This is a genomic window from Nibrella saemangeumensis (assembly GCF_039541915.1).
In the GTDB taxonomy this organism is placed as follows: Bacteria; Bacteroidota; Bacteroidia; order Cytophagales; family Spirosomataceae; genus Nibrella; species Nibrella saemangeumensis.
The window spans coordinates 40,731-64,894 of sequence record NZ_BAABHD010000022.1 but is presented as its reverse complement, the minus strand read 5'-3'; the positions used below and the strand labels follow the sequence as shown (position 1 = coordinate 64,894).

Genomic DNA, 24,164 nt, shown 5'->3' with positions numbered 1-24,164 from the left:
CATTGTACTATTTAAAGAAAGTCTATAAAAAGGTGTTAATCTTTTTGAATGGACCAGAAAAAAGCAGGTTACAAATAAAAAAAAACGGATACATATGAAATTGTATAGAAAGTAATTTTACTCAAACAGTTACTGGCAATATTTACCCTAAAAATTGCCAGATTAGCTACGCTGTTTTTATCGCTTACTGTATAAACTGCTCAGATAAATTGTTACCGTATCTACTTATACGTCGGAGCAGCCAGACGCCTGATTCTCAGCACTGGATTCCCTTCTACTGCCCGGTGCTACTTTCCCTGCGATTCCTGATCAGTACCCAGGCCAGCAGAACACCAACCACTACCCCAAGCGCGTCGGCCAGAGCGTCGCGCCAGTCGCAGGAACGGTTGATGGGGGCAATGCCCTGAAATAGTTCAATCAGAATGCCATACCCTATCCCACCGAGGAGTACTGCCAACGGTCTGTACCCGGCCCATACCCACAGAAAGCCAACCGGCAGGAAAATTACTACGTGCATCCACTTATCGTTAAACTCCTCCGTAATCGGCGGTAACTCGGGGCCGGGAACAGAGCACCCTATAAAAACGATGATCGTCCAGATCACAGCCGCCCACCAGCGAAAAGAAGCGTTTTTCATAAATAGCAACAAAGTTGATAGCTGTTAATCAATATGGGGCCACCGGCGGACGTTAGCGGGTGGTGAGCCGGCTGGTCGTTAGCCAGAGAAAGAAGCCCATCAGGCTAAGCAGGTAGATCACGTTGCGGGAATCGATGAGGCCGCGGCCAAGCGAGCGGTATTGTTCATCGAGCGCCAGGTAGGAGAGCCAGTAGGCCGGGCTGCCATCACCCACCAGACCCGTGAGCGAACTCAGCCCAACGTACAGCAGAAAACAGCAGAATACCCCAAGCACAAATGCCACTACCTGATTGTCGTTGACCGATGATGCCCATAGTCCAATGGCCACAAATACTCCACTCAGCAGCAGCAGCCCGATATAAGAGCCAAATACCGAGGCCGAATCGATATTGCCGGGCGGACTCCCTAACTGATACAGCGTAACATAGTAGACCAGCGTCGGCAGCAGCGTCAGGGCTACCAGCAGCCAGTTGGCGAGAAACTTGCCCCCTACCACGCCCCAGCGGCTGACGGGCTTGGTCAGCAACCATTCCAACGTGCCGGTGCGCACCTCTTCGGCAATGGAGCGCATGGTGATGGCCGGCACCAGAAACAGCATGACGTAGGGTGTCAGGGTAAAAAAGGTACCCATATCGGCATAACCGTAGTCGGGCAGGCTGGTGTCCGGAAAGACCCAGAGCATCAGCCCCACGGCGGTCAGAAACACCACCATGATGATGTAGGCAATGGGTGAACTGAAAAACTGGTTGATTTCTTTGCGAAAAATGGCTCCCATTACTCAAAGACCGGCCGGTTTCGGCGCAGAATAGCGGCAATTACCAAGGAAAAAATGAACCCCATAAAAATGGTACCCAGCACCCCGAAAACGAACAGCAGGCCCGGACTCTGAAACATATTGGCAAATTCCATTGCTTTGTCGATCTGGTCGTCAGACATACCGCGCTCTTCGTACAGAACGCGCATCTGGTCTTCCATCCGGCTTTGGAATTCGGGATCAATCACATTGGTGTATAATACGCCATACAGGCTGGACAAGATACCGGACACACCGGCAGTCAGCGCCCCGATGCCCAGGCCTTCGCCGTAGCTCATATAGTCGTTGTTCAGCGACCGGTATTCGCGCATGGCCATGACCAGTCCGACAATGATGATGACATAAGCAATGAGACTGAGCGCCGTATTACCAACCTGCTCGGTGATGTACAGCACGGTGCTGAACAGGATGGAGGCAATCCCGATGATCAGGCCCCATTTGAGGGCAATGCGGGCGGTGGAGGGTTTCTCTTCCATTTTTCAGATAAGGTATTTGGAAAAAGTAGTTATAAACAATGATAGAGTGTTTACCGTAATACGTTATAATCCTGTCTCCGGAACAGCAACGAAATGATCAGGACCGGCAATACAGCCAGCGCTGTCTTTTTCCACAGTTCGTCGACGATCAGGTCAGTCGGTTTTGTGTTGCGGACGTCCTTCAGGAGATTCTCAAACTGGTCAGCACCGAGCGTTTTGCTGATATCAGCCTGCCCGTTCAGCAGCAGCTGGCGGGAATTGGCCAGGTATTCCTGAAACACGCTGGGGTCAACCTGCGTCACAAAAAAATAGATGAGCCAGCCCGTTACCATGGCAGCCACCGTATTCAGAATGTAGCAGATTCCCAGAGCTTCCCAGAGGTGCAGGTAGCCGTTGCCGACGTATTTGCGGTAATACCAGACGGCAGCAATCATCATGATGATGTGAATGCCGAAATCCAATGACTTATGGTTACCCAGCGGATAAACTCCCAGAGCGTACAGAGCCAGAAAGTACAGAAACGCCAGCACGCCGGTAGTCAGGCCAGCCAGCAGCGGTACCTTCAGCAGCGGGGTGTTAAAGTAGTTGGTTACTCGGTTCATGTATGTGTATAATACTGGCCCTGGTGCAGGATACCTGCAACCCAGCCGGTGAATGTTTGTCCCAGAAACGGAGTATTTTTCGATTTCGACAACGTGCCCTCAAATGTCCAGTTCCGGCCGGGGTCGAAGAGTGTGAGGCTGGCAGCCTGTCCTTCGGCGATGCTTACCAGCGGCAGGCGCAGAATTTGCCGGGGCCGGATGGCCAGCTTATCGACCAGCTGCTCCAGCGACAACCCCTGGTTATGGCTCACCACGACGGCAAAGACTGTTTCAAGACCCGTAATACCAAAGTCAGCCACGTCGAACTCCAGGTTCTTACACTCTTCGTCGTGCGGGTTGTGGTCCGACACGATGGCGTCGATGGTGCCGTCGGCGAGCCCCTGCCACAGGGCATCCACATCCGCCCGCGAACGGAATGGGGGATTAACTTTCAGGTTGGTATCAAAGCCGGCCAGTGCCGAATCGTCGAAGACCAGTTGGTGGGCGGCTACGTCGCAGCTCACGGGCAGACCCTGTTGTTTGGCCTGCCGGATCAGTTCTACCGAGCGGGCCGACGAGAGCGTCGAGAAGTGCAGGACTGTCGTGGCCGGCAGGTCTTTCTGGAGGTAGACGTATTCGAGCAGTCGCAGGTCGCGCTCAATCATTAGTTCTTCGGCCAGGGCGGGCAGGCCTTTCAGGCCAAGCAGCGTACTCTGGATCCCTTCGTGCATTTGCCCGAAGCGGGTAAGCATCGCTTCTTCGGGCCGGTTCATCAGCAAGCCGTCAAAGGGCTGAAGGTACTGAAGTGTTTTCAGCAGCAGGTCGGGATTCTGCAGCGGATGCTCGCCGTCTGAAAAGGCCACGGCTCCGGCATGGTGCAGATCGATCATCTCCGTCAGGTCCTCCCCTTCGGTCTGCCTGGTCACGGCCGCAATCGGATGCACGGCCACCGGCTGTCCTTCGGCCATACGCCGGAGGTAACCCAGCGTGTCTTTCGAGTCTACCACCGGTTTGGTGTTGGGCAGCACGGCAATATCGGTGAACCCCCCGGCCGCTGCGGCCTGACATACGCTGGTTAGGTCTTCTTTATGTTCGTAGCCGGGGTCTTTGGCCGACACCCGCAGGTCGACCCAGCCGGGCGACACGTGTACGTTGGCCTCCTCAATGATCCGCGTCTTTCCCTCTTCGGCGTCGAGGTTTGTCCCAATCTGGCGGATGATGCCGTTCTCCACGATAATATCGCATACCAGTCCGTTGAAAGACGACTGCGGGTCAACAATACGGGCGGAGCGTATAAGAAACTGCATGAAGCCTGAATTTAGATGCTGCTTAAAAAAAAAGCCCCTGTCGGAGCTTTATGGTAATGCTAAGCCAGGTTACTGACCCACCAGGTCTTTATACGCGTCAACGGTCAGCAGACCTTCTTCGTCAACCCCATCGGCCGGTTTAACGCGCACCAGCCAGCCACGACCATAGGGATCGTCGTTGACCAGTTGGGGTGACGACTCTACCTCCGGGTTAAGCTCCAGTACTTCGCCATCGATGGGCATAAACAGGTCAGATACGGTTTTTACGGCCTCAACCGTCCCAAACACCTCACCTTTGGCAATGGTCTGGCCGACGGAGGTAATATCCAGGTAAACAATATCGCCCAGTTCGTGCTGTGCAAAATCGGTAATGCCTACTACGGCCGTACCATCGGCCTCTATTCGAATCCACTCGTGGTCCTGTGTGTATTTGAGTTCCTCAGGGAAGTTCATGCGTATCCGCTCTTTCGGTTGCTGACGATTTGATGCCGCAAGTTACACAGATTTTGAATTGGTTTAAAGTTTGACGTTTGAAGTTTGCAGATAGGCTGAGTCGTATGGGACTGGGCCATTTGCCAAGGCGCCTACCTGCTATACCCGCTTCATTAGGGCTTTAAGCTGTTCCGTATCGGTTTGCGCGTTTGCCAGTATCCGCTGGGCCAGGGCGCGCAGGGTTTGGTTCTGACCATATTTCAGGTAGTCCTGCGTCATATCGACGGCGTCGCGCTGGTGTTCCAGCATGATGATCGCGTAATCATCGTCGACCCTACCCGTCAGCTTTTTCTCCAGGGTACCCGCCTGAAAATTCAGCTTCATGGCGGCCAGTTTCTGGTTTTGCGCCTGTACAAAGGCCTGATTGGCGCGGCTCGGCCGGATTTGCTTCAGAGCGTCTTCCAGTTTATCCACCTCCGTCTGTTTTCGGCTGATCAGCATCGTGGCCATCTGCTTCAGCGAATCGCTCTTCAGCGTTTTCACCGCTTCCTGCGACAGCTCTATTTCGGCCAGGTGATGATTCCGGATAAACAGGACATAATCAAAATCCGGGTCTCCACTAAAGCGCATGGCATTAAGTTTATCCATCATGCGGTTCACCGATCCCAACAGTGGGCTGCTGACCACCCCGACTCTCGCCGTCGAAATCGTTTTGCCACTCGCTTTTGGCTTTGGTCTTAATTGGGCCAAAGTGCATGAAGCGCTGAATACGGTCAGCAGGAGGCCAGCCAATGCGGCTGCGCAGATAGGTTGTACATTGTTTTTCGTTCTCATATCGTCTGGCTTACCGGGTAAACGAAATTGGTACCGGGCAAACAACGCCCGTTCCGGTCGGTAACACTATTCTTTAGATTATTTACGAAAGAAATAGTTTATTCGTTATCTATGAAATTTTGTGGCTGCTCATCGAACATCGGGCAGATTAACAGGCTATTAGTAAATGACAAACGTATGAAAAACCGGATTTTCGCCTTATTCACGGCCATGTTGCTCGCCATAGGGCCGGCGGTATGGGCCCAGAAAGGTAACGCAAAGAAAGAGGATAAAGAAGACTGGAAGCGCGACCGCAAGGAAGCGAAGGAAGAAATGAAACGCGATCGTAAGGAGGCCAAAGAAGACTGGAAAGACGCTACCGGACGAGGCCGTGGTAACGCCCGGACCTTTCCCGGCCGAGGCAACCGGTTTCCCCGCAATACGCCCCGCGAGTTAGCCAGTGTACCCAAAGGGCATTATCCGCCACCGGGTATGTGCCGGTTATGGTTCCCCAGCCTGCCTCCGGGACAACAGCGGCCGCCACAACCCTGTGGGGAGCTACAACGTCTGTCGTTTGGCGACGGTGCCTTTATTCTGTATAACGACAAAGCATATGACCTCGATTATGACTGGCGGAAGCGGGAAGCCGAACGAGTCAATTCGGTACCCAGAGAAATTCTCGGATTTTACCAGGTAAGGGATTAAAGGTACCGCAACCGCTAAAGCCGATAAAGGAGAATACCAGACCTGATGCACATGGGTATTCTCTTTTATCGGCTTTTTTATTGGCTTTAAACAGGCTGATCCAGCTAACGTATACACCGGCGATGCAATTCTTTCTACTAATACACCAATCCTATAGATTTATAAAATTAGTATCTTTGTTCAGTAACACCGTAACACGTACATAAATGGAACAGATTGTCTACCTTGTTGATGATGATGACGACGACTGCTTTTTAGCGCAGCAGGCTATTAACCCACACCTCAACTGCGTTCTGAAAATCTTCTACAACGGTCAGGAGCTGATAGACTTTCTGACGGCTCACCCCACCGTGCCCCCACCTACGTTAATCCTGCTGGATCTGAACATGCCGCTGCTGGACGGGTTTGAAACGCTCGCTGTGCTGAAATCACATCCGGCATGGAGCCAGATCCCGGTCGTGGTGCTTACTACGTCCAGTGATGTTGCTGACCGCGATAAAGCAAACCAGTTAGGCGCGGAAGGATTCCTGACCAAACCGGCAAACTATCAGACCCTTAGTCAGGTTTTAGCATCAGTCAGCAATTGCTGGCGGAAGATGTTCAGCACACCCCAAGGGTAGTGCTGGTATCTTCACGACCATTCTTACCAGCACCTATCTATGCAATTGTCGGACGATGACCTGTTGGCTCCTTTAGCCAGTTTAGCGGATTTTCTGGCCGCCCGGCGTGACGCCCTGCTGAACAATTGGCGCACTGTCTGCGAAAAAGACCCTGCTTTACAGCATACGCCCGCTCTCAGCCGCGAAGAGTTTAACAACAAAGTGCCGTTTATGCTCAATGTGCTGGAGCAGCACCTGCGTCGGGAGAACGAAGAGGCAGATATCAGCCAACTGGCGGCCGAGCATGGCCTGCATCGCTGGCAAAAGGGCTATTCCCTGCACGAACTGCTCAGGGAGATGAAACTGCTGCACCAGGTACTGTTGGCGGAGCTACGTCTGTTCTGGGAACTGTACCCTCCTCAGGGCATATCGCTATCAGCGACTGCCTACGAGCAGATGGCCTGGTTCAGCGGACTGACCATGGATGCCAGTGTGGCACAATACAGCGACCTGCAGCGCATTGCCGCCAACAGCCGCGCCGAGACCCTGCAAAAAACCCTCGACCAGATTAACGAACTGACCCAGGAACGCGGGGATCTGCTGCGCCAGTCGGCCCATGACCTGCGCTCCAGTTTCGGAGTTATTCAGGGAGCTGCCTTTCTGTTGAAACTGGAAGGAGATTCTACCCAGATGCGGGACGACATGATCGAGATGCTGAACCGCAACCTCACCGTTGTCCGCACCATGGTTACCCAACTGATGGATCTGGCCCGGCTGGAAGCGGGCCAGGAACCCACGAACATTCAGTCATTCAATGTGTCGGAGCTCCTGCAGTCGGTGGTAGACAGCCTCCAGCCCTTGGCGCAGGAACAGAACCTGCTGCTGAAAGCAGATGGGCCGGACGAAATTATGCTTGAGAGTGATGCCGTTCATCTTCAGCGCATCCTGCAGAATCTGGTACTGAATGCGGTTAAGCATACGAAGAAAGGAATGGTGTCTGTGTCCTGGAGTCGGGAAAACGATTACCGCTGTATCATCAGCGTGCAGGATACCGGTCCGGGTTTACAGTACCGGGAAGAAGGCTCGCTGTCACAGGTGCTGTTCCCGTCTCCCGATACCCCGAGCGCCTTTGGCTCGGGACTGCCTCCGGTCTCAGAGCAGGAAGAACAAGCCCTACAGGCGTCCAGTCATTTCCCCGGTAAGGGAGAGGGCATAGGCTTGTCTATTGTGAAACGGCTCTGTGAACTGCTGAAAGCCAGTCTGGAGATCGAAAGCAAATCGGAAACAGGCACTCTGTTCCGGATCAGAATCCCCATCCACTGGCCTGCTTAGGTGCCATACGTAGGAGGGGCCTTCCTTTTCCATCACGCACCCTCGGGCTTGTGGCTGCGGAGGTCTTCGCTGTACTGCTCCTGCTGGAATACAAAGTCGTGGAGCTTCCGGGCGCGTTCTCGGGTGACGCGGGCTTTGTTGTAAAATTCTTCAGCCTCTTCCGGCTGACCGTTTTCTTCGTAGTTTTTGCCAATTTGCTCCAGCAGCATGACGGTTTCTTCGAGGCTGCGGATCGACTTCCAGATGTTTTCCTCTACGCTTTTGGTCACTTCGGCCAGCAGGGCATCCGACGTAAAGGCATGGCCGGTATGGCAGCGGTAGCGGATTAACTTACCCTCCCGAATGGTAATCAACGTACCGTTACACTCCGGACAGGTAAGCGGTGTCAGTGGTCCCATCTCCATAACCCCTCGTTCAAACGCATTCTCCTGCGCGGCTATCGTGATTTCCCTCTTCATCCGGGTATGCTCTTCGGAAGACAGGTCCGGCTTATCCTGCACCGGCTCCTTGACCAGCCGCGACAGCAGACCAGCCATCTCCGAGATCGGGACGCTGAAATCTACATTGACGTATTCCAGCACACTTGTCGGCATACTCGGATATAATGCCTCTTCCGGCTCCTGAATGATGCCGATGCCGCCGAGCCGCTTGATAGACCACATCCCGGAGGTCCCATCATTCAGCAATCCGGTCAGCACAATACCAATCGCGCCCGGCCCGTAGCTATAGGCCGCCGAGCGGAACAAGGCATCGATAGACGGGCGGAAGCGGTTTTCTTTGGGTCCTTTCCGCACAATGATGCGGTCTTTCTCTACCAGCATGTGGTGATCCGGCGGAGCTATATAAATCGTACCCGGTGCAACCGGATCGTTATCAGCCGGATGAATTGCCTTCAATGGCCCGGCCGCACTCAGAATCTCCGGCAGGTAACTCCGGACCGCTGCGGCCAGATGCTGGACAATAAAAATGGGCACATCAAAGTCTCCGGGAATCGAAGCCACCAACTCTTTCAGGGCATATACGCCACCGGCAGAAGCGCCAATCACTATTACAGTTTGCCTGGCCATACTCGTTTCTGCTGCCATAAAAAAACTGCGCAGGCAATCTGGCCATTATAGCAAGCAACCTAACGCAACGTATAGTCTTATTAACAAAATTTACTACTCTATAGCCGGGGAAATGTTTTACAAATGCAGGATTTATCCGAATGGAGGGCGTATTTTTTTAACGGCCCGAAATGCTTAGATTTACTTTTTTCCTTTACTGCGTTATAAATCTTTTAAACGGTAGCCTCCAAAAGCAATACAGCCGGTAGGCATTACCGGCTGTATTGCTTTTGGAGGCTGGTACTATTCTTAGATGGGTCCAACAGAACAAACTGCTGACGGTCAGTCGGCAACCAAATCGGTACCTGTAGTGGCGATTGGTGCATCGGCCGGGGGGCTCGAAGCCTTCTCCGAGCTATTGAGAGCCCTGCCGCCGGATACCGGTCTGGCATACGTTTATATCCAGCACCTGGACCCGACCCACGATAGCCAGCTCGCCATGCTGTTCGGTAAAGAAACAGCGATGCCGGTGGCAGAGGCTCAGCATCTCATGCGAATCGAGCCGAACCATGTTTACATTATTCCGCCCAATACGAACATGGAAATTGTGGATAGTATCTTGACGCTGCAACCGCGCCAGTTGCATCCGGCTATCCACATGCCCATCGATGAGTTTTTTATCTCCCTCTCCGAACGGCAGAAAGCAGGCGCTATCGGCGTCCTGCTGTCCGGCATGAATGCCGACGGCATACTGGGTCTGAGGGCCATTAAGGCCGTGGGCGGCCTTACGTTTGTGCAGGACGAAACGGCCAAATATAAGTTTATGCCCCAGGCGGCTATTGCCGAGGGCGTGGCCGATCTGGTGCTTTCTCCGGCGGAAATTGCCAAAGAGTTAGGTCTGTTGAGCAGCCGAATAGACTTGTTTCAGCTAACGGCTGATGCCGAGGATGCCGATATCCCGGCCACGCAGGAAGAAGTGCTGAAATCCATCATCCAGATCTTACGAAAAGTTACCGGTGCCGACTTCAGCCAGTACAAAATAACCACCGTACGCCGGCGAATTATCCGGCGCATGCTGCTCTTCAGGTTCGAATCGCTCAGTGATTACGCCCTGTACGTCAGGCGGCATCCCGAAGAAGCCGAACTCCTGTATAGCGATCTGCTCATCAACGTAACCAACTTCTTTCGGGACCCCGAAACGATGGACTACGTGCAGAAGATTGTGCTGCCCCAGATCCTGAAAATCAAAAAAGAAGGTGATTCGATCCGGGTATGGGTGCCGGCCTGCTCGACCGGCCAGGAGGCTTACACGCTGGCCATGATGTTTCTGGAGATCCTCGGCGACAAAGCCGTAAAGGTACCGATTCACATCTTCGCCACCGACATCAGCGAGGCCGCCATTGCCAAAGCCCGCCAGGGGGCCTATACCCCCAGGCGGCTGCAGCGGTTCTTCACCAAGGTAGACGATCGGTACCGGATCAATAAAGCCGTGCGGGACCTCTGCGTATTTGCGCCCCACAACCTGTTCAAAGATCCGCCTTTCTCGCGGCTCGACATGGTCAGTTGCCGCAACCTGCTGATCTACCTGAATAATACGCTCCAGAAAAAGGCCATCAGCGCCTTCCACTACGCCCTTAACGCCAATGGTTTTCTGCTGCTGGGCAAGTCTGAATCGGTAAGTTCGGCTTCCCAGTTGTTCTCGCAACTGGGAAAACCGTATAAGGTGTTTACCCGCCGGAGCGATGCCACCAGCCGCGTTTCTTTCGACATGAGCCCCCGCCTGCGGGAAGCATACGCAGACGATGACGGTAAAGTACAGGAGGGCCAGCCCAGAAAGACGCTCGCGGTAGCACCACCGGCTGTTGATCTGGAGCAGGTGGTCGATGCCCTGCTGCTCCGCCAGTATATACCCCCCAGCGTACTGGTTAATCAGGACATGGATATCCTCCAGTTTCGCGGCTCTACCGGCCTGTATCTGGCGCATTCGGCGGGCAAAGCCACCCTGAACCTGCTGAAGATGGCCCGCCCTGAGCTGGTATTCGATCTGCGCAGCACCATTCTGAAAGCCCGAAAGGCCGGGCAGCCGGTCCGGAAGCCCGGATTGACATTTGAGGTTAGCAACACCACGCACTACGTAGCCATCGAAGTCGTTCCCATCCGGACCGATACCGAAGACCAGCTTTACCTGGTAATTTTTGAGGAAGCCGTTCCGATAGTAGCGCCGGAATCCCGGTCGATGTCGGCCCGTAACCAGCGCATCAAAGAACTGGAGGAACAACTGGCCAACCTCCGGGAAGATATGCGTGCGGTAATTGAAGAACACGAGGTTAGTAATGAGGAGCTGCAATCGGCCAAAGAAGAGCTGCAAAGCATGAACGAGGAACTCGAAACCTCCAAGGAGGAAATCGAGTCGACCAACGAGGAGCTGATGACGACCAATCAGGAGCTGCAGCTCCGAAACGACCAGTTGTCGGAAGCCTACCATTTTTCGGAGGCCATCTTCACCACCATTCGGGAGGCTACGCTGATCCTCGATAAAGACCTGCGGGTGCTGAACGCCAACAAAGCCTTCTACCACAAGTTCAAGACCGATGAAAGCGATATTGAAGGCCGGCTGATCTACGAAATCGGTAACCGCCGGTGGGATATTCCCGAACTGCGGCAACTGCTGGGCAATATCCTGTCGCGGGTGGCCGAGTCGCAGCAGTCTGAGGTCACGCACACCTTCCCCGCCAGCGGCGAAAAAGTGCTGATGTTCAGCGCCAGCCGGGTAAGCCGGCAAACCCGCCAGGACGCCATTCTGCTGGCGATTGAAGACCTGACCGACCATCGGCGGGCGCAGCGGCTGCTCGAAGAGCGCGAGATGTGGTTTCACACCATCGCCGACAGCGCCCCCTTCCCGACGTGGGTTGCCGGTCCCGATGGCCGGTACACGTTCGTGAATCAGGCCTGGCTGAATTTTACCGGAAGCACCCTGGCCGATGAGATCAGTTACGGCTGGGCGCGGAACATTCATCCGGATGACCGGGAAAGCTACCTGACCATTTATCATAGCAGTCTCCAGGACCGTAAGGCGTTCAGTGCCGAGTACCGGCTGAAACGGCACGATGGCAGCTATCACTGGATCCTGGAAAATGCCAGACCCATGTTTTTCCCCGACGGCACCTTTAACGGCTACATTGGTACCTCCGCCGATGTAACCCTGCAAAAAGAGATGAACGCCGAACTGGACCGGCGGGTGCAGCAGCGAACCCAGGAGCTGGATGAAGCCAATAAGACGCTGGAACATACCAACCACGAGCTGACCCGGACCGCCGAAAACCTGCACGCGGTGCTGGATAGCTCACCGGCCTCCATTGCCTACCTGAAGGCGCTGTACAATGAGCAAAATGAGATTACCGATTTCCAACTGGCGTTCTGTAACGAAAAGTTTGCCCAGGTAAACCAGATTGCGATGGAAGACATACTCGGAAGCAAGCTCTCCGAGCATTACCCACTTCTGCTTCAGGGCGAGACATTCGAACAGTTACGGCATGTGGCGACTACCGGCTTACCTGTTTATCTGGAGTTCCCTTACCGCTCTCAGGGCAACGAAGCCTGGCTGGCGGCCAGCATTACCAAACACGACGCCGGGGTTATCCTGACTGGCCTCGACGTTTCTTCCCTTAAGGAATACCAGCATCAGTTAGAGAATCAGAATCAGGCCTTGCAGCGGTCCAACCAGACGCTGGAGCAATACGCCTACGCAGCCTCCCACGACCTGCAGGAGCCGCTCCGCAAAATCCAGACGCTGAGCGACCTGCTGCGGGCCCAATACAGTCACGAACTAACGGCCACCGGAGGCAACCTCATCGAGCGCATTCATGCCTCGGCCAGCCGGATGCAGGCGTTAATTAAAGACCTGCTGACGTACGCCCGGCTTTCGGTGGATAAACCGGAGCCCAAAATCATCAATCTGAACGGGCTGATAACGGAGGTAACCGAAGATTTCTATACCATACTGGAAGAACGGAAAGCGATGGTTCACGTAGAAGACCTCCCGGAGATCAGGGGCAGTGCCTCGCAGTGGCGGCTGGTTTTTCATCACCTGATCGACAATGGACTGAAGTTTTACCGCTCGGGTGTTTCGCCGGAAATAGTAATCCGTTGCCGGACGGCACCGGGCTGGGCGTTCGAGAGTGTATCGGGGTTAAACCCGGATATCGAGTATGCCGAAATCACTGTTCAGGACAACGGCCTTGGTTTTGATCCCCAATACACCGACCGGATCTTTGACCCGTTCAAGCGGCTGCACTCAGTTGGGCAGTATCCCGGCACCGGTATCGGACTAGCCATCTGCAAGCGCATCATCGAGAACCACGAAGGGGTAATTACGGCTATGAGCCAGCCGGGCGAAGGGTCCGCGTTTCTGATATACGTACCGGTAATGTCCGTGAAAAAAAATTCGTAAACATTGCGCCCGGCGCGTGACTTCATAGAGGAAAAGCACGCATAACCAGTTTTCTGATGAGTACAGGGATCAAGAGGGCTCCGGGCCGGGAATTGCTGAGCGCATTGGAGACGGTGCCGGATCTGTATCTGATTCTGTCGCCGGACCTGCTGATTCTGACGGCCTCGGATGCCTACCTGGCCGCCACGTTTACCACCCGGTCGCAGATAACCGGTCGCCACGTGTTTGATGTCTTTCCCGACAATCCGGCGACCCGGGAGGCTAAGGCGGTAGCGAACCTCCGGGCATCGCTCCAGAACGTGCTGGAGACGAAGAAGCCCCACCGCATGGTCCGGCAACATTACGATGTACCCGATGGCAGCGGGGGCTTCGTGGAGAAATACTGGCTGCCCGTAAATACCCCCGTGCTGGATGAGCAGGGAGACGTCTGGTACATCATCCACAAGGTAGAGGATGTTACTGACCTGGCCCGGCGGGCTACCGACAAGTACCTGGCCCTGCTTAACTCCATGGACGAAGGGTTCTGCATTCTGCAGATGCTGTTTGATGAGGAGCAGAAGCCGGTCGACTACCGGTTTATCGAAATCAACCCGGCGTTTGAAGACCAGACCGGCATGAAAAATACCCTTGGCAGGACCGCCAGCGAGCTGGTACCGGACCTTGAACCGTTCTGGTTCGACATCTATGGGCGGGTGGCCCTTACCGGAGAATCAACCCATTTTGAGAACTTTGCCGGGCCTATGGGCCGCTGGTTCGATGTGTATGCCTTCCGGATCGGCGAACCCGACGAGCGCCATGTGGCGTTGTTTTTCAAAAACATCACCGACCGCAAACACACGGAAGAAGCCCTGCGACACAGTGAGGAGCGGTTCCGGCGGATGGTCGACGCGGTTCCCGAAAGTATGTGGATCACCGACGCAACGGGCAACATTGAGTTTCTGAATCAGCAGTGGTACGACTACTGTGGCGTTTCTGATAAACAGGAAACGGCCGCCGACGTGGCGGTCCGGTTCCTGCACCCGGAGGATGGCCCCAAAGTGATGGCTGCCTTTAGCAAAGCGATGCAGACCGGTCTTCCGTTTGAAGTGGAGCAACGCAACCGCTCGGCATCCGGCGAATACCGGTGGTTTCTGAACCGGGCCAACCCGTACCGCGACCTGAAAACCGGCGAAATAATAAACTGGTTTGGGGTGGGCGTCGACATTCACGACCGGAAACTGGCAGAGCAGGCTTTACAGGAAGCCGACCGGCGGAAGAACGAGTTTCTGGCGCTGCTGGCCCACGAGCTGCGCAATCCGCTGTCTACGCTCCATAACCTGCTGCTCATTCTGAAGATGACCGGCGGGGCCGATGAAAGTTTGAAGCTGGAGACGGCTATCGACATGATGAACCGGGAAGTGCAGCAACTGGTGCGGCTGGTGGATGACTTACTGGATGTAAGCCGCATCAGCCACGGTAAAACCCACCTGCGCCGGCAGCGGCTGGACCTGACCGAGCTGGTGAAACTGGCGGTTGAAGCGGCCCGGCCGCTGGTGGAACGCGGTAAACGGCGATTAAGCCTGAGCCTGCCGGCCGAACCGCTCTACCTGGATGGTGATGCTACGCGGCTGACGCAGGTGGTCCGGAATCTGCTGGGCAACGCGGCCAAATTTACCCGCAACGAAGGCCAGATGGCGATTAGTCTGGAGCGGGACGGGCAGAACGCCCGGCTGCGGGTGGCCGATAACGGCATCGGCATCCCTCCCGACGAACTCGATCGTATCTTTAATATGTTTGTGCAGGTAGATGCCTCGCGGGCGCGTACGCAGGAAGGCCTGGGCCTGGGGCTCACGTTGGTCAAAGAACTGGTTGAATTACATGGCGGACGCGTAGCCGCATATAGTGCAGGAGTCGATGCGGGTAGCACGTTTACGGTTTATTTGCCACTTTTACCTGAATAAACGATTTACTCAACAGCCATGACAACTAATAACCCCGCCCGCCAGCGGATACTGGTCATAGACGATAACCGCGATTCGGCCCGTACCCTGGCGATGCTGCTGAAAATAAAAGGGCACGACGTGTACGAACGCTATTCGGGCGCGGACGGCATAGCAGCCACCGAGAGTCTGCAACCGGATGTGGTGGTACTGGACATCAGCATGCCTGAGATGGACGGCTACCAGACCTGCCGGCTGATTCGGCAGCAACCCTGGGGTAAAAATCTCTATTTGATTGCGCTCTCCGGCTACAGCTACGAAGACGACCGGCTACGCAGCGGGGAAGCCGGTTTTGACGCCCACCTAGTCAAGCCTGTTGATCTGGAGGAGTTGATTCGCCTGGTAAGCGCCGGCCGGCCGGCTGGCAGCGATTAGAGCCGGGAATTAGTTAGCTTGGCAGGAACGCCCGATAGCAATAGTCTGGGGTAAAAAAGTTACCTTTACAATAATCTATGAGTTAAACCGGGTCTCTCTTCCGCCAACTTTAGTTGAAGCCGACGGATGGCTGCTCTTAATTCCGTCAATATGGCAAATCCATATGATCTGTATATTATAGTAGTGGATGATGATGAGGACGACCTGAACATGCTTACCAATGTTCTTTCGAGTACCATTCCGGATTGCCACCTTCAAACCTTTACGAATGGCGCCAGCCTGCTGGCTTCTGTTGGTTCCATAAGCCAACCCCCGCAGCTGATGATACTGGACTGGCAAATGCCCGGTTTAGATGGGATAGAGCTCCTGATCGAAATTCGGCGGGCCGTTCAGTTTATCAATGTGCCCATTATCCTGCTGTCTACCATTTCCGAACCGGACATTCAGTTGAAAATGGCGCAATATGGCGGCAATGGCTATTTTGTCAAGCCGGCCACCTTAAGTGATTGGCGAAGCCTCGTTGACCAGCTAACGATACAATATGAGTTACACTGAATTATCCACAACTCTCTTATGAAAAGGCGGCTGAAGTCGGCAATTTTAAGTTATCTTGACCCTAAGCATCATAAACTGGATGAGTTATGGCTGCTCCAGTTGTTCATTAACCAGCAGGTCTCGATTTATAAGCATCAACTGGCCGATTTTGAAAAAGAACGGGATATGTGGAAACAGGCTGAAAAACCCTTATCTGAACCACAACCCCCGGTGTTGAGTCCAATTCTGGTGGAAGCGATCAAAGAATTAGCGAAAATAGAAGAAGTTACTATTTCGGACCTGGCCACCGAGGTACATATGCTGAACTACGATGTGTACCTGCTGAAAGAAAAGCTGGCCTCCCTGTTGAATGCGTTCAAACTAGGCACTTATCTCGAAAACAGATTTAACTAACCCGCTCAGCCATTGGTAAAAAAGTCAGCTAAATGTCCAGTTTTGCCCAATATACAGTCCCCTTGTTCTTTGGCTTAAATGAGATTGATATCCCTTCGGGTTCGACTTTAGTTGCTATTCACATCATTCAGAATGATATTGAAGCCGAATTTAAGGGGCCACAGACGGGCTCCCTGGAACATAAACTTTTCTATGTCGCTCTCGGTAATGAGCAAATCCCTGCTTATCTGGGTGTTTTCCGGCACCTTAAATCGTTATTTCTCCAGGACAAGGCGTATACCGCCGAGGTATTCGAGATTTTTACATAAACCGTAACTTTTATGCATAAGACCATCCGATCCGTATTTGCGGCTACAGGCAGTTACATTCCGCCGGTTCAGGTGCTTAACGAAGCTTTTGCCAATCACTGTTTTTTCGATAAAGAAGGGGTATTAATAGCGCAGGATAAAGCGAAGCTGGTGGAGCGATTCCGGGAGATTACCGGCATTGAGGAGCGTCGGTACGCCCGCCCGGAACAAACCGCGTCCGAACTGGGCTACCTGGCGGCCCGCAATGCCCTGGACAGTTCAGGGATTGACGGCGAAACGCTCGATTATATTATTGTTGCCCATAATTTCGGGGATGTAGTGCATGGCAGCAACCGCTCGGATATGGTGCCCTCGCTGGCTTCGCGCATCAAGTACCTGCTGCAGATTGAGAACCCCGAGTGCATTGCCTACGATATTGCCTTTGGCTGTCCCGGCTGGCTCGAAGCCCTGATTCAGGCCAATTATTACATCCGTTCCGGCGACGCCAAACGCTGTCTGGTTATTGGCACCGAAACGCTATCCCGCGTGGTTGACCCCCACGACCGGGATTCCATGCTTTTTAGCGATGGTGGCGGAGCCGTAATTCTGGCAGCCGCAGAAGACAGCCAGGCGGGTATCCTGTCGCACTATACGCAAACACACGCATACGCCCACTCTTTGCTGAGTATGAATCATTCGTACTCGCCGGACCGGGCAGGCAGCAAGGACATCTTTATGAAGATGAACGGCCGCAAACTCTATGAGTTCGCCTTAAGCCAGGTGCCCATAGCCATAAAAGCAGCCCTGGACAAAGCGAAAACTCCGCTGTCGGCTATCAAGAAGGTGCTGATCCACCAGGCCAACGAAAAAATGACCGACGCCATTCTGCAGCGGCTCTTCAAACTGTATGGGCTGGACAACCCACCGGCCGATCTGATGCCCATGACGATTTCCTGGCTGGGTAACAGTTCGGTGGCTACTATTCCCACCTTGCTGGATCTGATTCAGAAACAACAGCTGGAAGATCACCGTCTTGATCCCGGTGATATCGTGGTTATTGCCTCCGTGGGTGCCGGCATGAACATCAACGCCGTTATTTACCAGTTCTGACAAATGCTGACCGCCCCTTCGGATACCTGTGCGTAACCAGATGAAGCAGGCCTGAAAGTAAAGAAATTTGGCTCTGCCTCCACTGGAATTTGTTTACTAATTTTCTTACCGTTACATTTATAAAAAATACAATTATGCCAACAGGAACAGTCAAATTTTTCAACGAAAGCAAAGGCTTCGGGTTTATCACACCATCTGATTCAGGACCAGATATTTTTGTGCATGTATCAGGTCTTAAAGACAATGTACGTGAAAACGATAAGGTACAGTATGATGTTGAGCAGGGCAAGAAAGGGCTCAATGCTGTTAACGTAGAGGTGATTGGTTGACAAATAGCTATTCGTAGTGACGTCAGGAACATGCTTTTTTGAGCATGTTTTTTGTTTTACAGGGGCAAACCCGCTTCTGAACTTAATTGATCTGAAAACCCTTATCTACTAAGGCCGGTATAGGCGGCCGCTTACTTTAACCCCCTCTTAGAGCACATATGGCTAAATCGCAGGAAACATTTAACAAAAAGGAAAAAGAAAAAAACCGTCTTAAGAAGCAGAAGGACAAGAAAGAGAAGAAAGAAGAACGCAAAGCCAATGCGGGTAAAGGAAAAAGTCTGGACGATATGATTGCCTATGTTGACGAAAACGGCAACATCACCTCTACTCCTCCCGACCCCAACAAAAAGAGAACGATCAATTCGGAAGACATCCAGATTGGCGTTGCCCGGCAGGAAGATATTGACCCGGCTACGTTAATTCGAACTGGTACCGTTACGTTTTTCAACGAATCCAAAGGCTACGGCTTTATCAAAGATGTAAAGTCGCAGGATAGTATCTTTGTTCACGTCAACAGCCTCAAAACGCCTATCAAACAAGGCGACAAGGTTACCTTTGATGTGGAAATGACCGCCAAGGGCCCTAGTGCCATCGACGTACAGCTTGCCAAGTAAAACGGCGCACCCCGCACCAGCAACGAGTTTTTTTGCCATTAACGTTACCCATGCGCTGCATACCTTACAATTAAATGCAGCGTGTGGCGTTATACGGTAGAGTTTTGCCTGTCCTCACCCATAAAACTACCTCTGACCCGTGTGGCCAGGGTACCCGCTACGGCGGCGACTGCTCCAGCGAAAACCACCACACCTGGATCTTCAAGAACTTTTTTTCTGCATTTAACCGATTAATCCTGGTATGGCTAAAGCGCCAATTAAATTCCTTAACAAAGACAAGTCCGACTTTTTCCCCGTTCTGAAAAAGAGGGTTGATCTGTACTTCAAAGAAAATTCAATCAGCAAGTTTGGCAGTCAAACGATGATTTACAAGAGCATCATCATGCTCTCTCTTTTTCTTGTCCCTTATCTTCTGATTCTGTCCGGCTCTTTTCCGGTATGGGCCATGTTCCTGCTGGCGGTGTTCATGGGTGTGGGCACGGCCGGTGTAGGTATGGCGGTGATGCACGATGCCAGTCATGGGTCATTGTCGGCAGTACCGCAGGTCAACAACCTTTTTAGCGCGTCGCTGTACCTGCTGGGGGGTAATGTTTATAACTGGAAGATACAGCATAACACGCTTCATCATACGTACACGAACATCCATGAGGTAGACGAAGACGTTACCGGCAAGTTCCTATTGCGCTTTTCTTACAGCGACCGGCTCAAAGGGTACCACCGCTTTCAGCATATTTATGCCTTTTTCCTGTACGGGCTGATGACGCTCTCCTTCCTGGGTAAAGACTTCCGGCAGGTTTTCCGGTTTCGGAACCATGCAGTTGCCAAGCCGTTTTCGACCCGTGAGATTGTAATCCTGCTCGTCACCAAGGCACTTTATATTGTTCTGATCTGCGTATTGCCGCTCCTGCTCACAAATCTGACATTCGGGCAATGGCTGCTTGGTTTTCTGGCGATGCACTTTACCTCCGGCATCATTCTGAGCACCGTTTTTCAACTGGCTCATATTGTGGAAGGCGTTGAACATCCGGCCTTCGATGAGCAGGGTAACGTCGAAAACGCCTGGGCCATTCACCAGCTTTATGCCACGGCCAACTTCAATTGTAACCGGATGATATCCTGGTTTATCGGTGGTCTGGATTTTCAGATTGAGCATCATCTGTTCCCGTCCATTTGTCACATCCATTACCGGCAACTCTCCAAAATTGTGCAGGCCACGGCCGAAGATTTTGGCATTCCTTACAACAACAAAGCGTCCATTGCCGAAGCCCTGAGTTCGCATATTGAAGCGCTGAGAAATTTGGGCCATGTTGAGGAGAGCCGTTCTGCCCTGGCCTATGCCAATCATCCGTAAGTGAGGCTACTCCTATATACGTACTAAAGCACGGGTACCAGAGTTCCAATCCTATTCAATGGACTTATCACCGTCTAACCGGAGCGTATATGGCTGCCGGTTAGAAAGTTTATTGCTTATTTAAAACAATTGCATACGATAACCCTATATAATTGGTAGGATGGCGAACGTGTAAAAGGAATGTGTTTATGAACGCTTACGATACTGCTTCGGCTTTTAACTACTTATTCAGACCTGGCGATATATTATTAATTCAGGATGCCTTCGGTGGTAAATTTATGGATACCCTCACCCGCCCGGCGCGGGTACTCGGCGAAGAGCCGTATATCGAACTCCAGTCGCATCGGTACATGGTGAACGTAGCGAAAGTAGTCGGTAAATTTGAAAGCGACCCAGGCTCAAGAGCAACCTTCTAACGCTGCCCGCCCATCCATTTATGGAATACGGGCGTTCCGGAGTTAATTGCCGTGATAATGCGCTCCGGGTTGTGCAACCGGTACGACCGGCGGGCATCACCCGAAACCCTGAACCCGGTCTGGCCCGGTCCCAAGGGCGTAAACCCTCCTTTTCCATCGCCTTTGAGCAGCAAACCCCGTGATGCATCCTGCCGGCCCATATTGGCTTCATTACCGAAGAAATTGCCGGTGGCCAGCGCGTCGAGATGACCATCCCGGTCAAAATCGTCGACCAGAAAACCGAAGACAGGTGCCTGCTGGGCCAGGACAGGCAGCGGGCGAATCCTGAACTGGCCTCCGCCCACATTTTCAGCGTAACAACTGCGCAGTTCGGTCACTTCTCCCTGGAATGCGGCCTCCCGGTCTTCCTTTGAGAACAACTGGTCGAAGTCGGCTTTTGCATAGTCGGCATAATGCTGGTATTTGCGCCGGAACTGGATGATCTGCTGATTGAGGGTTTCGCGCGGCAGCGCCGGGTAGCGGGTGCCGTTAATGAAGTAGCCCATAATGGGATCAAACTGCCCATCCTGGTTAAAATCGTTGGCTAAAATACCGATGGGCTCGCTCTCCGACGCCCGGTACAGGGTATTCAACCCTTCGTTACCCAGCAGCAGGTCCGCATCACCGTCATGGTCAAAATCACCAGTAGCCAGGCAGTTCCACCAGCCGAGAGATTGAGTGATTGAGTGATTGAGTGATTGAGGGTCCGCCGTTGCGGTAATGAACCGCCCTTTCTGGTTAAGCAGCAGGGTTGGCGGCATCCATTCGCCGACAAGGACAAGGTCGTTGTAACCATCGAGGTTAAAGTCGAGGGGCAGCGCGTCACAGACCATACCGAGGTTGGCTAAGGCCGGGGCAACGTCTGCTGTAACGTCGGTAAAGCGCAGGGGCAGTCCGTCGGTACGTTTTTGGGTTGTAGGCACGGGAGCCAGTGAGGTAAACGTTACCGGTTGCCCTGTGTGCCTGGCTCCGGGCGCTGTGTTTCTTGTGGCCTCAGGCACCCTGTCTTTGTACCCCTGCGCCACACGCTCGTTTCGTAACAAATAACTCCGGGCCGGCAGCGGATATTGGCCGGGTATCTGGTGACCGGTAATGAGAATATCCAGGTCACCGTCGCGGTCGTAGTCAAGGGCACGAACGCACTGGCTGCTTACCGCCATTGTGGGCAAGGCTGTTGTTGGCTCGAAGTGACCACGGCCGTCGTTTAGGTACAGAATGGGCTGGTAAGCGTCTGTAGCACTCAGCGGCCGCTCGTTCCCCCCGCCAACGGCTAGCAGATCATTGTCGCCGTCATTGTCAGCGTCAAAGAGCAGGATGTCGCCGACCTCCATCGGTGTGTTGGCCATCCAGCCGGTGCGGGTGAATTCACCACTAGCTTTTCCGAAGAACAAGGCTCCGGCACTGCCCCGGTATGAAGCACCCACAGCAATGTCGTCGATTTTGTCTCCATTAAGGTCGCCCACGGCCATCGCCACACCCGAACGGGACAGCATCTTGTGCAAAGCCGGTGTTGTTTTAAAATCGACAAAATCCGACTCTTCATGGGTAAAGTCGATGGCGTTGGGCACTGGCGTAAACAGCCAATCCGGTTTTGCCACTGACCGCCGGGAGGCCGGTTTGGCTTCCGTGACGGTAAACACCAGTTTTTGATTCGCCTTTATGTTGTAGCGTACTTCGGTCAGCCCACCCGGCCAGACCACCTTTACCGAATCGGCTACCGGCGACGTTCCCAGTCCCACCACCAACTGCTGCGCTACCGAGGACAGGTAGCCACGCACCGGAAACTGCTCGAAAACCTGCCGCCCGCCCCCGGCCCAGACAGTCAGCGTTGCGCCGATACCAGCCCGGTTGCCGGCAGGTCCCTCAAGTCCTACCGACAAAAAGCCGTTTTTCTGCTGCTCCCGGCTATTGTTGCGAAACAGCGAAGCTTCTTCGTCAATGTTGTTGACAATCAGATCAGGATCACCGTCCTGATCGAGGTCGGCATAAGCGGCACCGTTGGCGTACGACAATTCATCAAGGCCCCAGGCCGCCGATACATCGCTGAAGGTCAGATCAGACTGATTACGAAAGGCGTAATTACGGAGCTTGATTTCCGGCACCTTCTCCAGCACTTTACTACGAACCTGCTCCCTGGCCGCGTCCGTCCCGAACAGGCCGAACTCTTCCGTAAAGCTGATGAAGTCTTTATCCGTTACATTTTTGCGGTATCCGTTTGTGATGAATATGTCTTTTCGGCCATCCTGGTCGAGATCGGTCAACAAGGTTGTCCAACTCCAGTCTGTCTGCGCTATGCCCGCCAGCAAGCCAATTTCGCTAAAATCAGGTGTGGAGTTAGCGGCCGGAAGGTCATCCCCTACGTCCCGGCTCCGTCCCCCCGGCCGCACACCATTGTTGATCTGCAGCGTGTTTCGCATGTATTGTAGCTGGTAGCCGTACTGGGGGCGCTGACTAAGTTCTTTTTTGTCGTAGTCCTGACTGCTGAGCATCATTTTCTGGCGCTCATTTTCCTTCGGCAGCATATCCAGTTGCATCAGGTCAATCCAGCCATCATTATTCACATCGGCGGCATCCACGCCCATGCCGTACAGACTGGTATGGGCCAGCGAGGTACGGGTAGTATTGCTGAATGTTCCGGGCTCATTACCGTTATTCAGGTATAGCACGTCGCTACTGATAAAGTCGTTGGAGCAATACAGGTCCGGATAGCCATCCTGATTGAGATCAGACACTACCACGCCTAACCCTAACCCCTCAAACCGGATACCGGCTTCTCTGGACACATCCCGGAAGACAGGCCGCCCGGCAGGACTTACCCCTTCGTTGCGGAACAACCGGTCGGTGGAGGGATACGTACCATCATTGACGGCCGGGCGCAGGTAATTGGGATTCTGCAGGTCGGGGGCCGTGTTGAGCAGAAATACGTCCAGGTCACCGTCCAGATCATAATCGAAGAAAGCCGCCTGGGTGGTAAACCCATCATAGTCGAGGCCGTACAATGCTGCTTCCTCTTTAAACGTGGGGGTTGGCGTTCGTTGGTTGATAAAGAGCAGATTGCGGCTCTGCGGCAGCGTTTTGTGAGCCGCCACGCTCACATAAATATCATCCCAGCCATCCTGGTTAATATCGACTACCGACACGCCGGTACACCAGCGGTTGGTATGTACCCCGGCGGTCTCGGTCACATCAGCAAACTTGAAGTCAGACTTTTCAGTAGGTATCTGTCCAGACCGGCGGTCCGCCGATGCGGTCTGGTTTATATACAGGCGGCAACTCTGCTGATTACCGGTAAAAAACAGATCGGGCTTTCCGTCCCGGTTGAAATCACCTACCCCAACCCCACCGCCGTTGTAAAAGTTGGTAAACGTAAAGGCATTCAGCGAATCGGTAGCGTTCAGGGTATTGGCAAACCGCACCCCCGAGTCCCGTCCACTAACCTTCTCGAACAACGGTTTTGGCCCGGTCCGGCAACTCACCAGACTTAGACCCACCACTAGCGCAACCAATAGACGCATAACACAAAT

The 24,164-nt window shown here is 53.4% G+C and carries 23 protein-coding genes; 14 read left to right on the top strand and 9 right to left on the bottom strand.

Going from position 1 to position 24,164, the window contains the following annotated elements:
- Positions 1-274 precede the first annotated feature (274 nt).
- From ABD949_RS08275 to ABD949_RS08245, 7 genes are all read right to left on the bottom strand, one after another.
- Positions 275-637, bottom strand: a complete 363-nt coding sequence (locus ABD949_RS08275) for a VanZ family protein (RefSeq protein ID WP_345242429.1) — start codon at positions 635-637, stop codon at positions 275-277.
- A gap of 52 nt (positions 638-689) precedes the next feature.
- The gene (gldF, locus tag ABD949_RS08270) at positions 690-1,412 is read right to left on the bottom strand and encodes a gliding motility-associated ABC transporter permease subunit GldF (protein WP_345242427.1); all 723 of its coding nucleotides are present in this window, start codon (positions 1,410-1,412) and stop codon (positions 690-692) included.
- Positions 1,412-1,927 (bottom strand): DUF4199 domain-containing protein, encoded by a 516-nt coding sequence (locus tag ABD949_RS08265; RefSeq protein WP_345242425.1) that lies wholly within the window; start codon positions 1,925-1,927, stop codon positions 1,412-1,414. The genes gldF and ABD949_RS08265 overlap by 1 nt, the downstream gene beginning before the upstream one ends.
- A gap of 50 nt (positions 1,928-1,977) precedes the next feature.
- Positions 1,978-2,529, bottom strand: coding sequence for a DUF4199 domain-containing protein (locus ABD949_RS08260; RefSeq protein ID WP_345242423.1), 552 nt, complete (start codon positions 2,527-2,529; stop codon positions 1,978-1,980).
- Positions 2,526-3,815 carry a dihydroorotase gene (locus ABD949_RS08255; protein ID WP_345242422.1) on the bottom strand — a complete coding sequence of 430 codons (1,290 nt, stop codon included), beginning with the start codon at positions 3,813-3,815 and terminating at the stop codon, positions 2,526-2,528. Before ABD949_RS08255 ends, ABD949_RS08260 begins: the two co-directional genes overlap by 4 nt.
- Before the next feature lie 69 nt (positions 3,816-3,884).
- Positions 3,885-4,268, bottom strand: coding sequence for a glycine cleavage system protein GcvH (gene gcvH / locus ABD949_RS08250; RefSeq protein ID WP_345242420.1), 384 nt, complete (start codon positions 4,266-4,268; stop codon positions 3,885-3,887).
- A gap of 138 nt (positions 4,269-4,406) precedes the next feature.
- Positions 4,407-5,081, bottom strand: a complete 675-nt coding sequence (locus tag ABD949_RS08245; protein ID WP_345242418.1) for a DUF305 domain-containing protein — start codon at positions 5,079-5,081, stop codon at positions 4,407-4,409.
- 177 nt (positions 5,082-5,258) lie between these two features.
- Between ABD949_RS08245 and ABD949_RS08240 the strand changes: the two genes are divergently transcribed.
- The 3 genes from ABD949_RS08240 to ABD949_RS08230 all read left to right on the top strand — a co-directional run bounded on the left by ABD949_RS08240 (position 5,259) and on the right by ABD949_RS08230 (position 7,696).
- Positions 5,259-5,765, top strand: coding sequence for a hypothetical protein (locus ABD949_RS08240; RefSeq protein WP_345242416.1), 507 nt, complete (start codon positions 5,259-5,261; stop codon positions 5,763-5,765).
- A gap of 206 nt (positions 5,766-5,971) precedes the next feature.
- Positions 5,972-6,385, top strand: coding sequence for a response regulator (locus ABD949_RS08235; RefSeq protein WP_345242414.1), 414 nt, complete (start codon positions 5,972-5,974; stop codon positions 6,383-6,385).
- 39 nt (positions 6,386-6,424) lie between these two features.
- Positions 6,425-7,696 (top strand): ATP-binding protein, encoded by a 1,272-nt coding sequence (locus tag ABD949_RS08230; protein WP_345242412.1) that lies wholly within the window; start codon positions 6,425-6,427, stop codon positions 7,694-7,696.
- A 32-nt stretch (positions 7,697-7,728) separates the two neighbouring features.
- On the opposite strand, the gene ABD949_RS08225 is transcribed toward ABD949_RS08230, so the two are convergent.
- Complete coding sequence (locus tag ABD949_RS08225; RefSeq protein ID WP_345242410.1) at positions 7,729-8,763, bottom strand: chemotaxis protein CheB; 1,035 nt, start codon at positions 8,761-8,763, stop codon at positions 7,729-7,731.
- A 292-nt stretch (positions 8,764-9,055) separates the two neighbouring features.
- Here ABD949_RS08225 and ABD949_RS08220 point away from each other — a divergent pair, with 292 nt between their 5' ends.
- From ABD949_RS08220 to ABD949_RS08170, 11 genes are all read left to right on the top strand, one after another.
- Positions 9,056-13,192, top strand: a complete 4,137-nt coding sequence (locus ABD949_RS08220) for a chemotaxis protein CheB (RefSeq protein WP_345242409.1) — start codon at positions 9,056-9,058, stop codon at positions 13,190-13,192.
- Between the two features lie 56 nt (positions 13,193-13,248).
- On the top strand, positions 13,249-15,132 hold the full coding sequence (locus ABD949_RS08215; protein ID WP_345242408.1) for a sensor histidine kinase: 1,884 nt from the start codon (positions 13,249-13,251) through the stop codon (positions 15,130-15,132).
- Positions 15,133-15,150: 18 nt separating this feature from the next.
- Positions 15,151-15,546, top strand: coding sequence for a response regulator (locus ABD949_RS08210; RefSeq protein ID WP_345242405.1), 396 nt, complete (start codon positions 15,151-15,153; stop codon positions 15,544-15,546).
- Between the two features lie 150 nt (positions 15,547-15,696).
- Complete coding sequence (locus tag ABD949_RS08205; protein ID WP_345242403.1) at positions 15,697-16,101, top strand: response regulator; 405 nt, start codon at positions 15,697-15,699, stop codon at positions 16,099-16,101.
- Positions 16,102-16,119: 18 nt separating this feature from the next.
- On the top strand, positions 16,120-16,494 hold the full coding sequence (locus ABD949_RS08200; RefSeq protein WP_345242401.1) for a hypothetical protein: 375 nt from the start codon (positions 16,120-16,122) through the stop codon (positions 16,492-16,494).
- Positions 16,495-16,526: 32 nt separating this feature from the next.
- Positions 16,527-16,802, top strand: coding sequence for a hypothetical protein (locus ABD949_RS08195; RefSeq protein ID WP_345242400.1), 276 nt, complete (start codon positions 16,527-16,529; stop codon positions 16,800-16,802).
- 12 nt (positions 16,803-16,814) lie between these two features.
- On the top strand, positions 16,815-17,891 hold the full coding sequence (locus tag ABD949_RS08190; RefSeq protein WP_345242398.1) for a 3-oxoacyl-ACP synthase III family protein: 1,077 nt from the start codon (positions 16,815-16,817) through the stop codon (positions 17,889-17,891).
- Between the two features lie 134 nt (positions 17,892-18,025).
- Positions 18,026-18,220 carry a cold-shock protein gene (locus tag ABD949_RS08185; RefSeq protein WP_345242396.1) on the top strand — a complete coding sequence of 65 codons (195 nt, stop codon included), beginning with the start codon at positions 18,026-18,028 and terminating at the stop codon, positions 18,218-18,220.
- A 158-nt stretch (positions 18,221-18,378) separates the two neighbouring features.
- Positions 18,379-18,834 (top strand): cold-shock protein, encoded by a 456-nt coding sequence (locus tag ABD949_RS08180; protein WP_345242394.1) that lies wholly within the window; start codon positions 18,379-18,381, stop codon positions 18,832-18,834.
- A gap of 241 nt (positions 18,835-19,075) precedes the next feature.
- A complete protein-coding gene (locus ABD949_RS08175; protein WP_345242392.1) occupies positions 19,076-20,185 on the top strand; it encodes a fatty acid desaturase family protein in 1,110 nt (369 codons plus the stop codon).
- A 188-nt stretch (positions 20,186-20,373) separates the two neighbouring features.
- Positions 20,374-20,601, top strand: coding sequence for a hypothetical protein (locus tag ABD949_RS08170; RefSeq protein ID WP_345242390.1), 228 nt, complete (start codon positions 20,374-20,376; stop codon positions 20,599-20,601).
- Here the strand turns inward: ABD949_RS08170 and ABD949_RS08165 are convergent.
- Positions 20,598-24,155: a VCBS repeat-containing protein gene (locus ABD949_RS08165; RefSeq protein ID WP_345242388.1), complete on the bottom strand. Its 3,558-nt coding sequence runs from the start codon at positions 24,153-24,155 to the stop codon at positions 20,598-20,600. The genes ABD949_RS08170 and ABD949_RS08165 overlap by 4 nt on opposite strands.
- Positions 24,156-24,164: the final 9 nt, after the last annotated feature.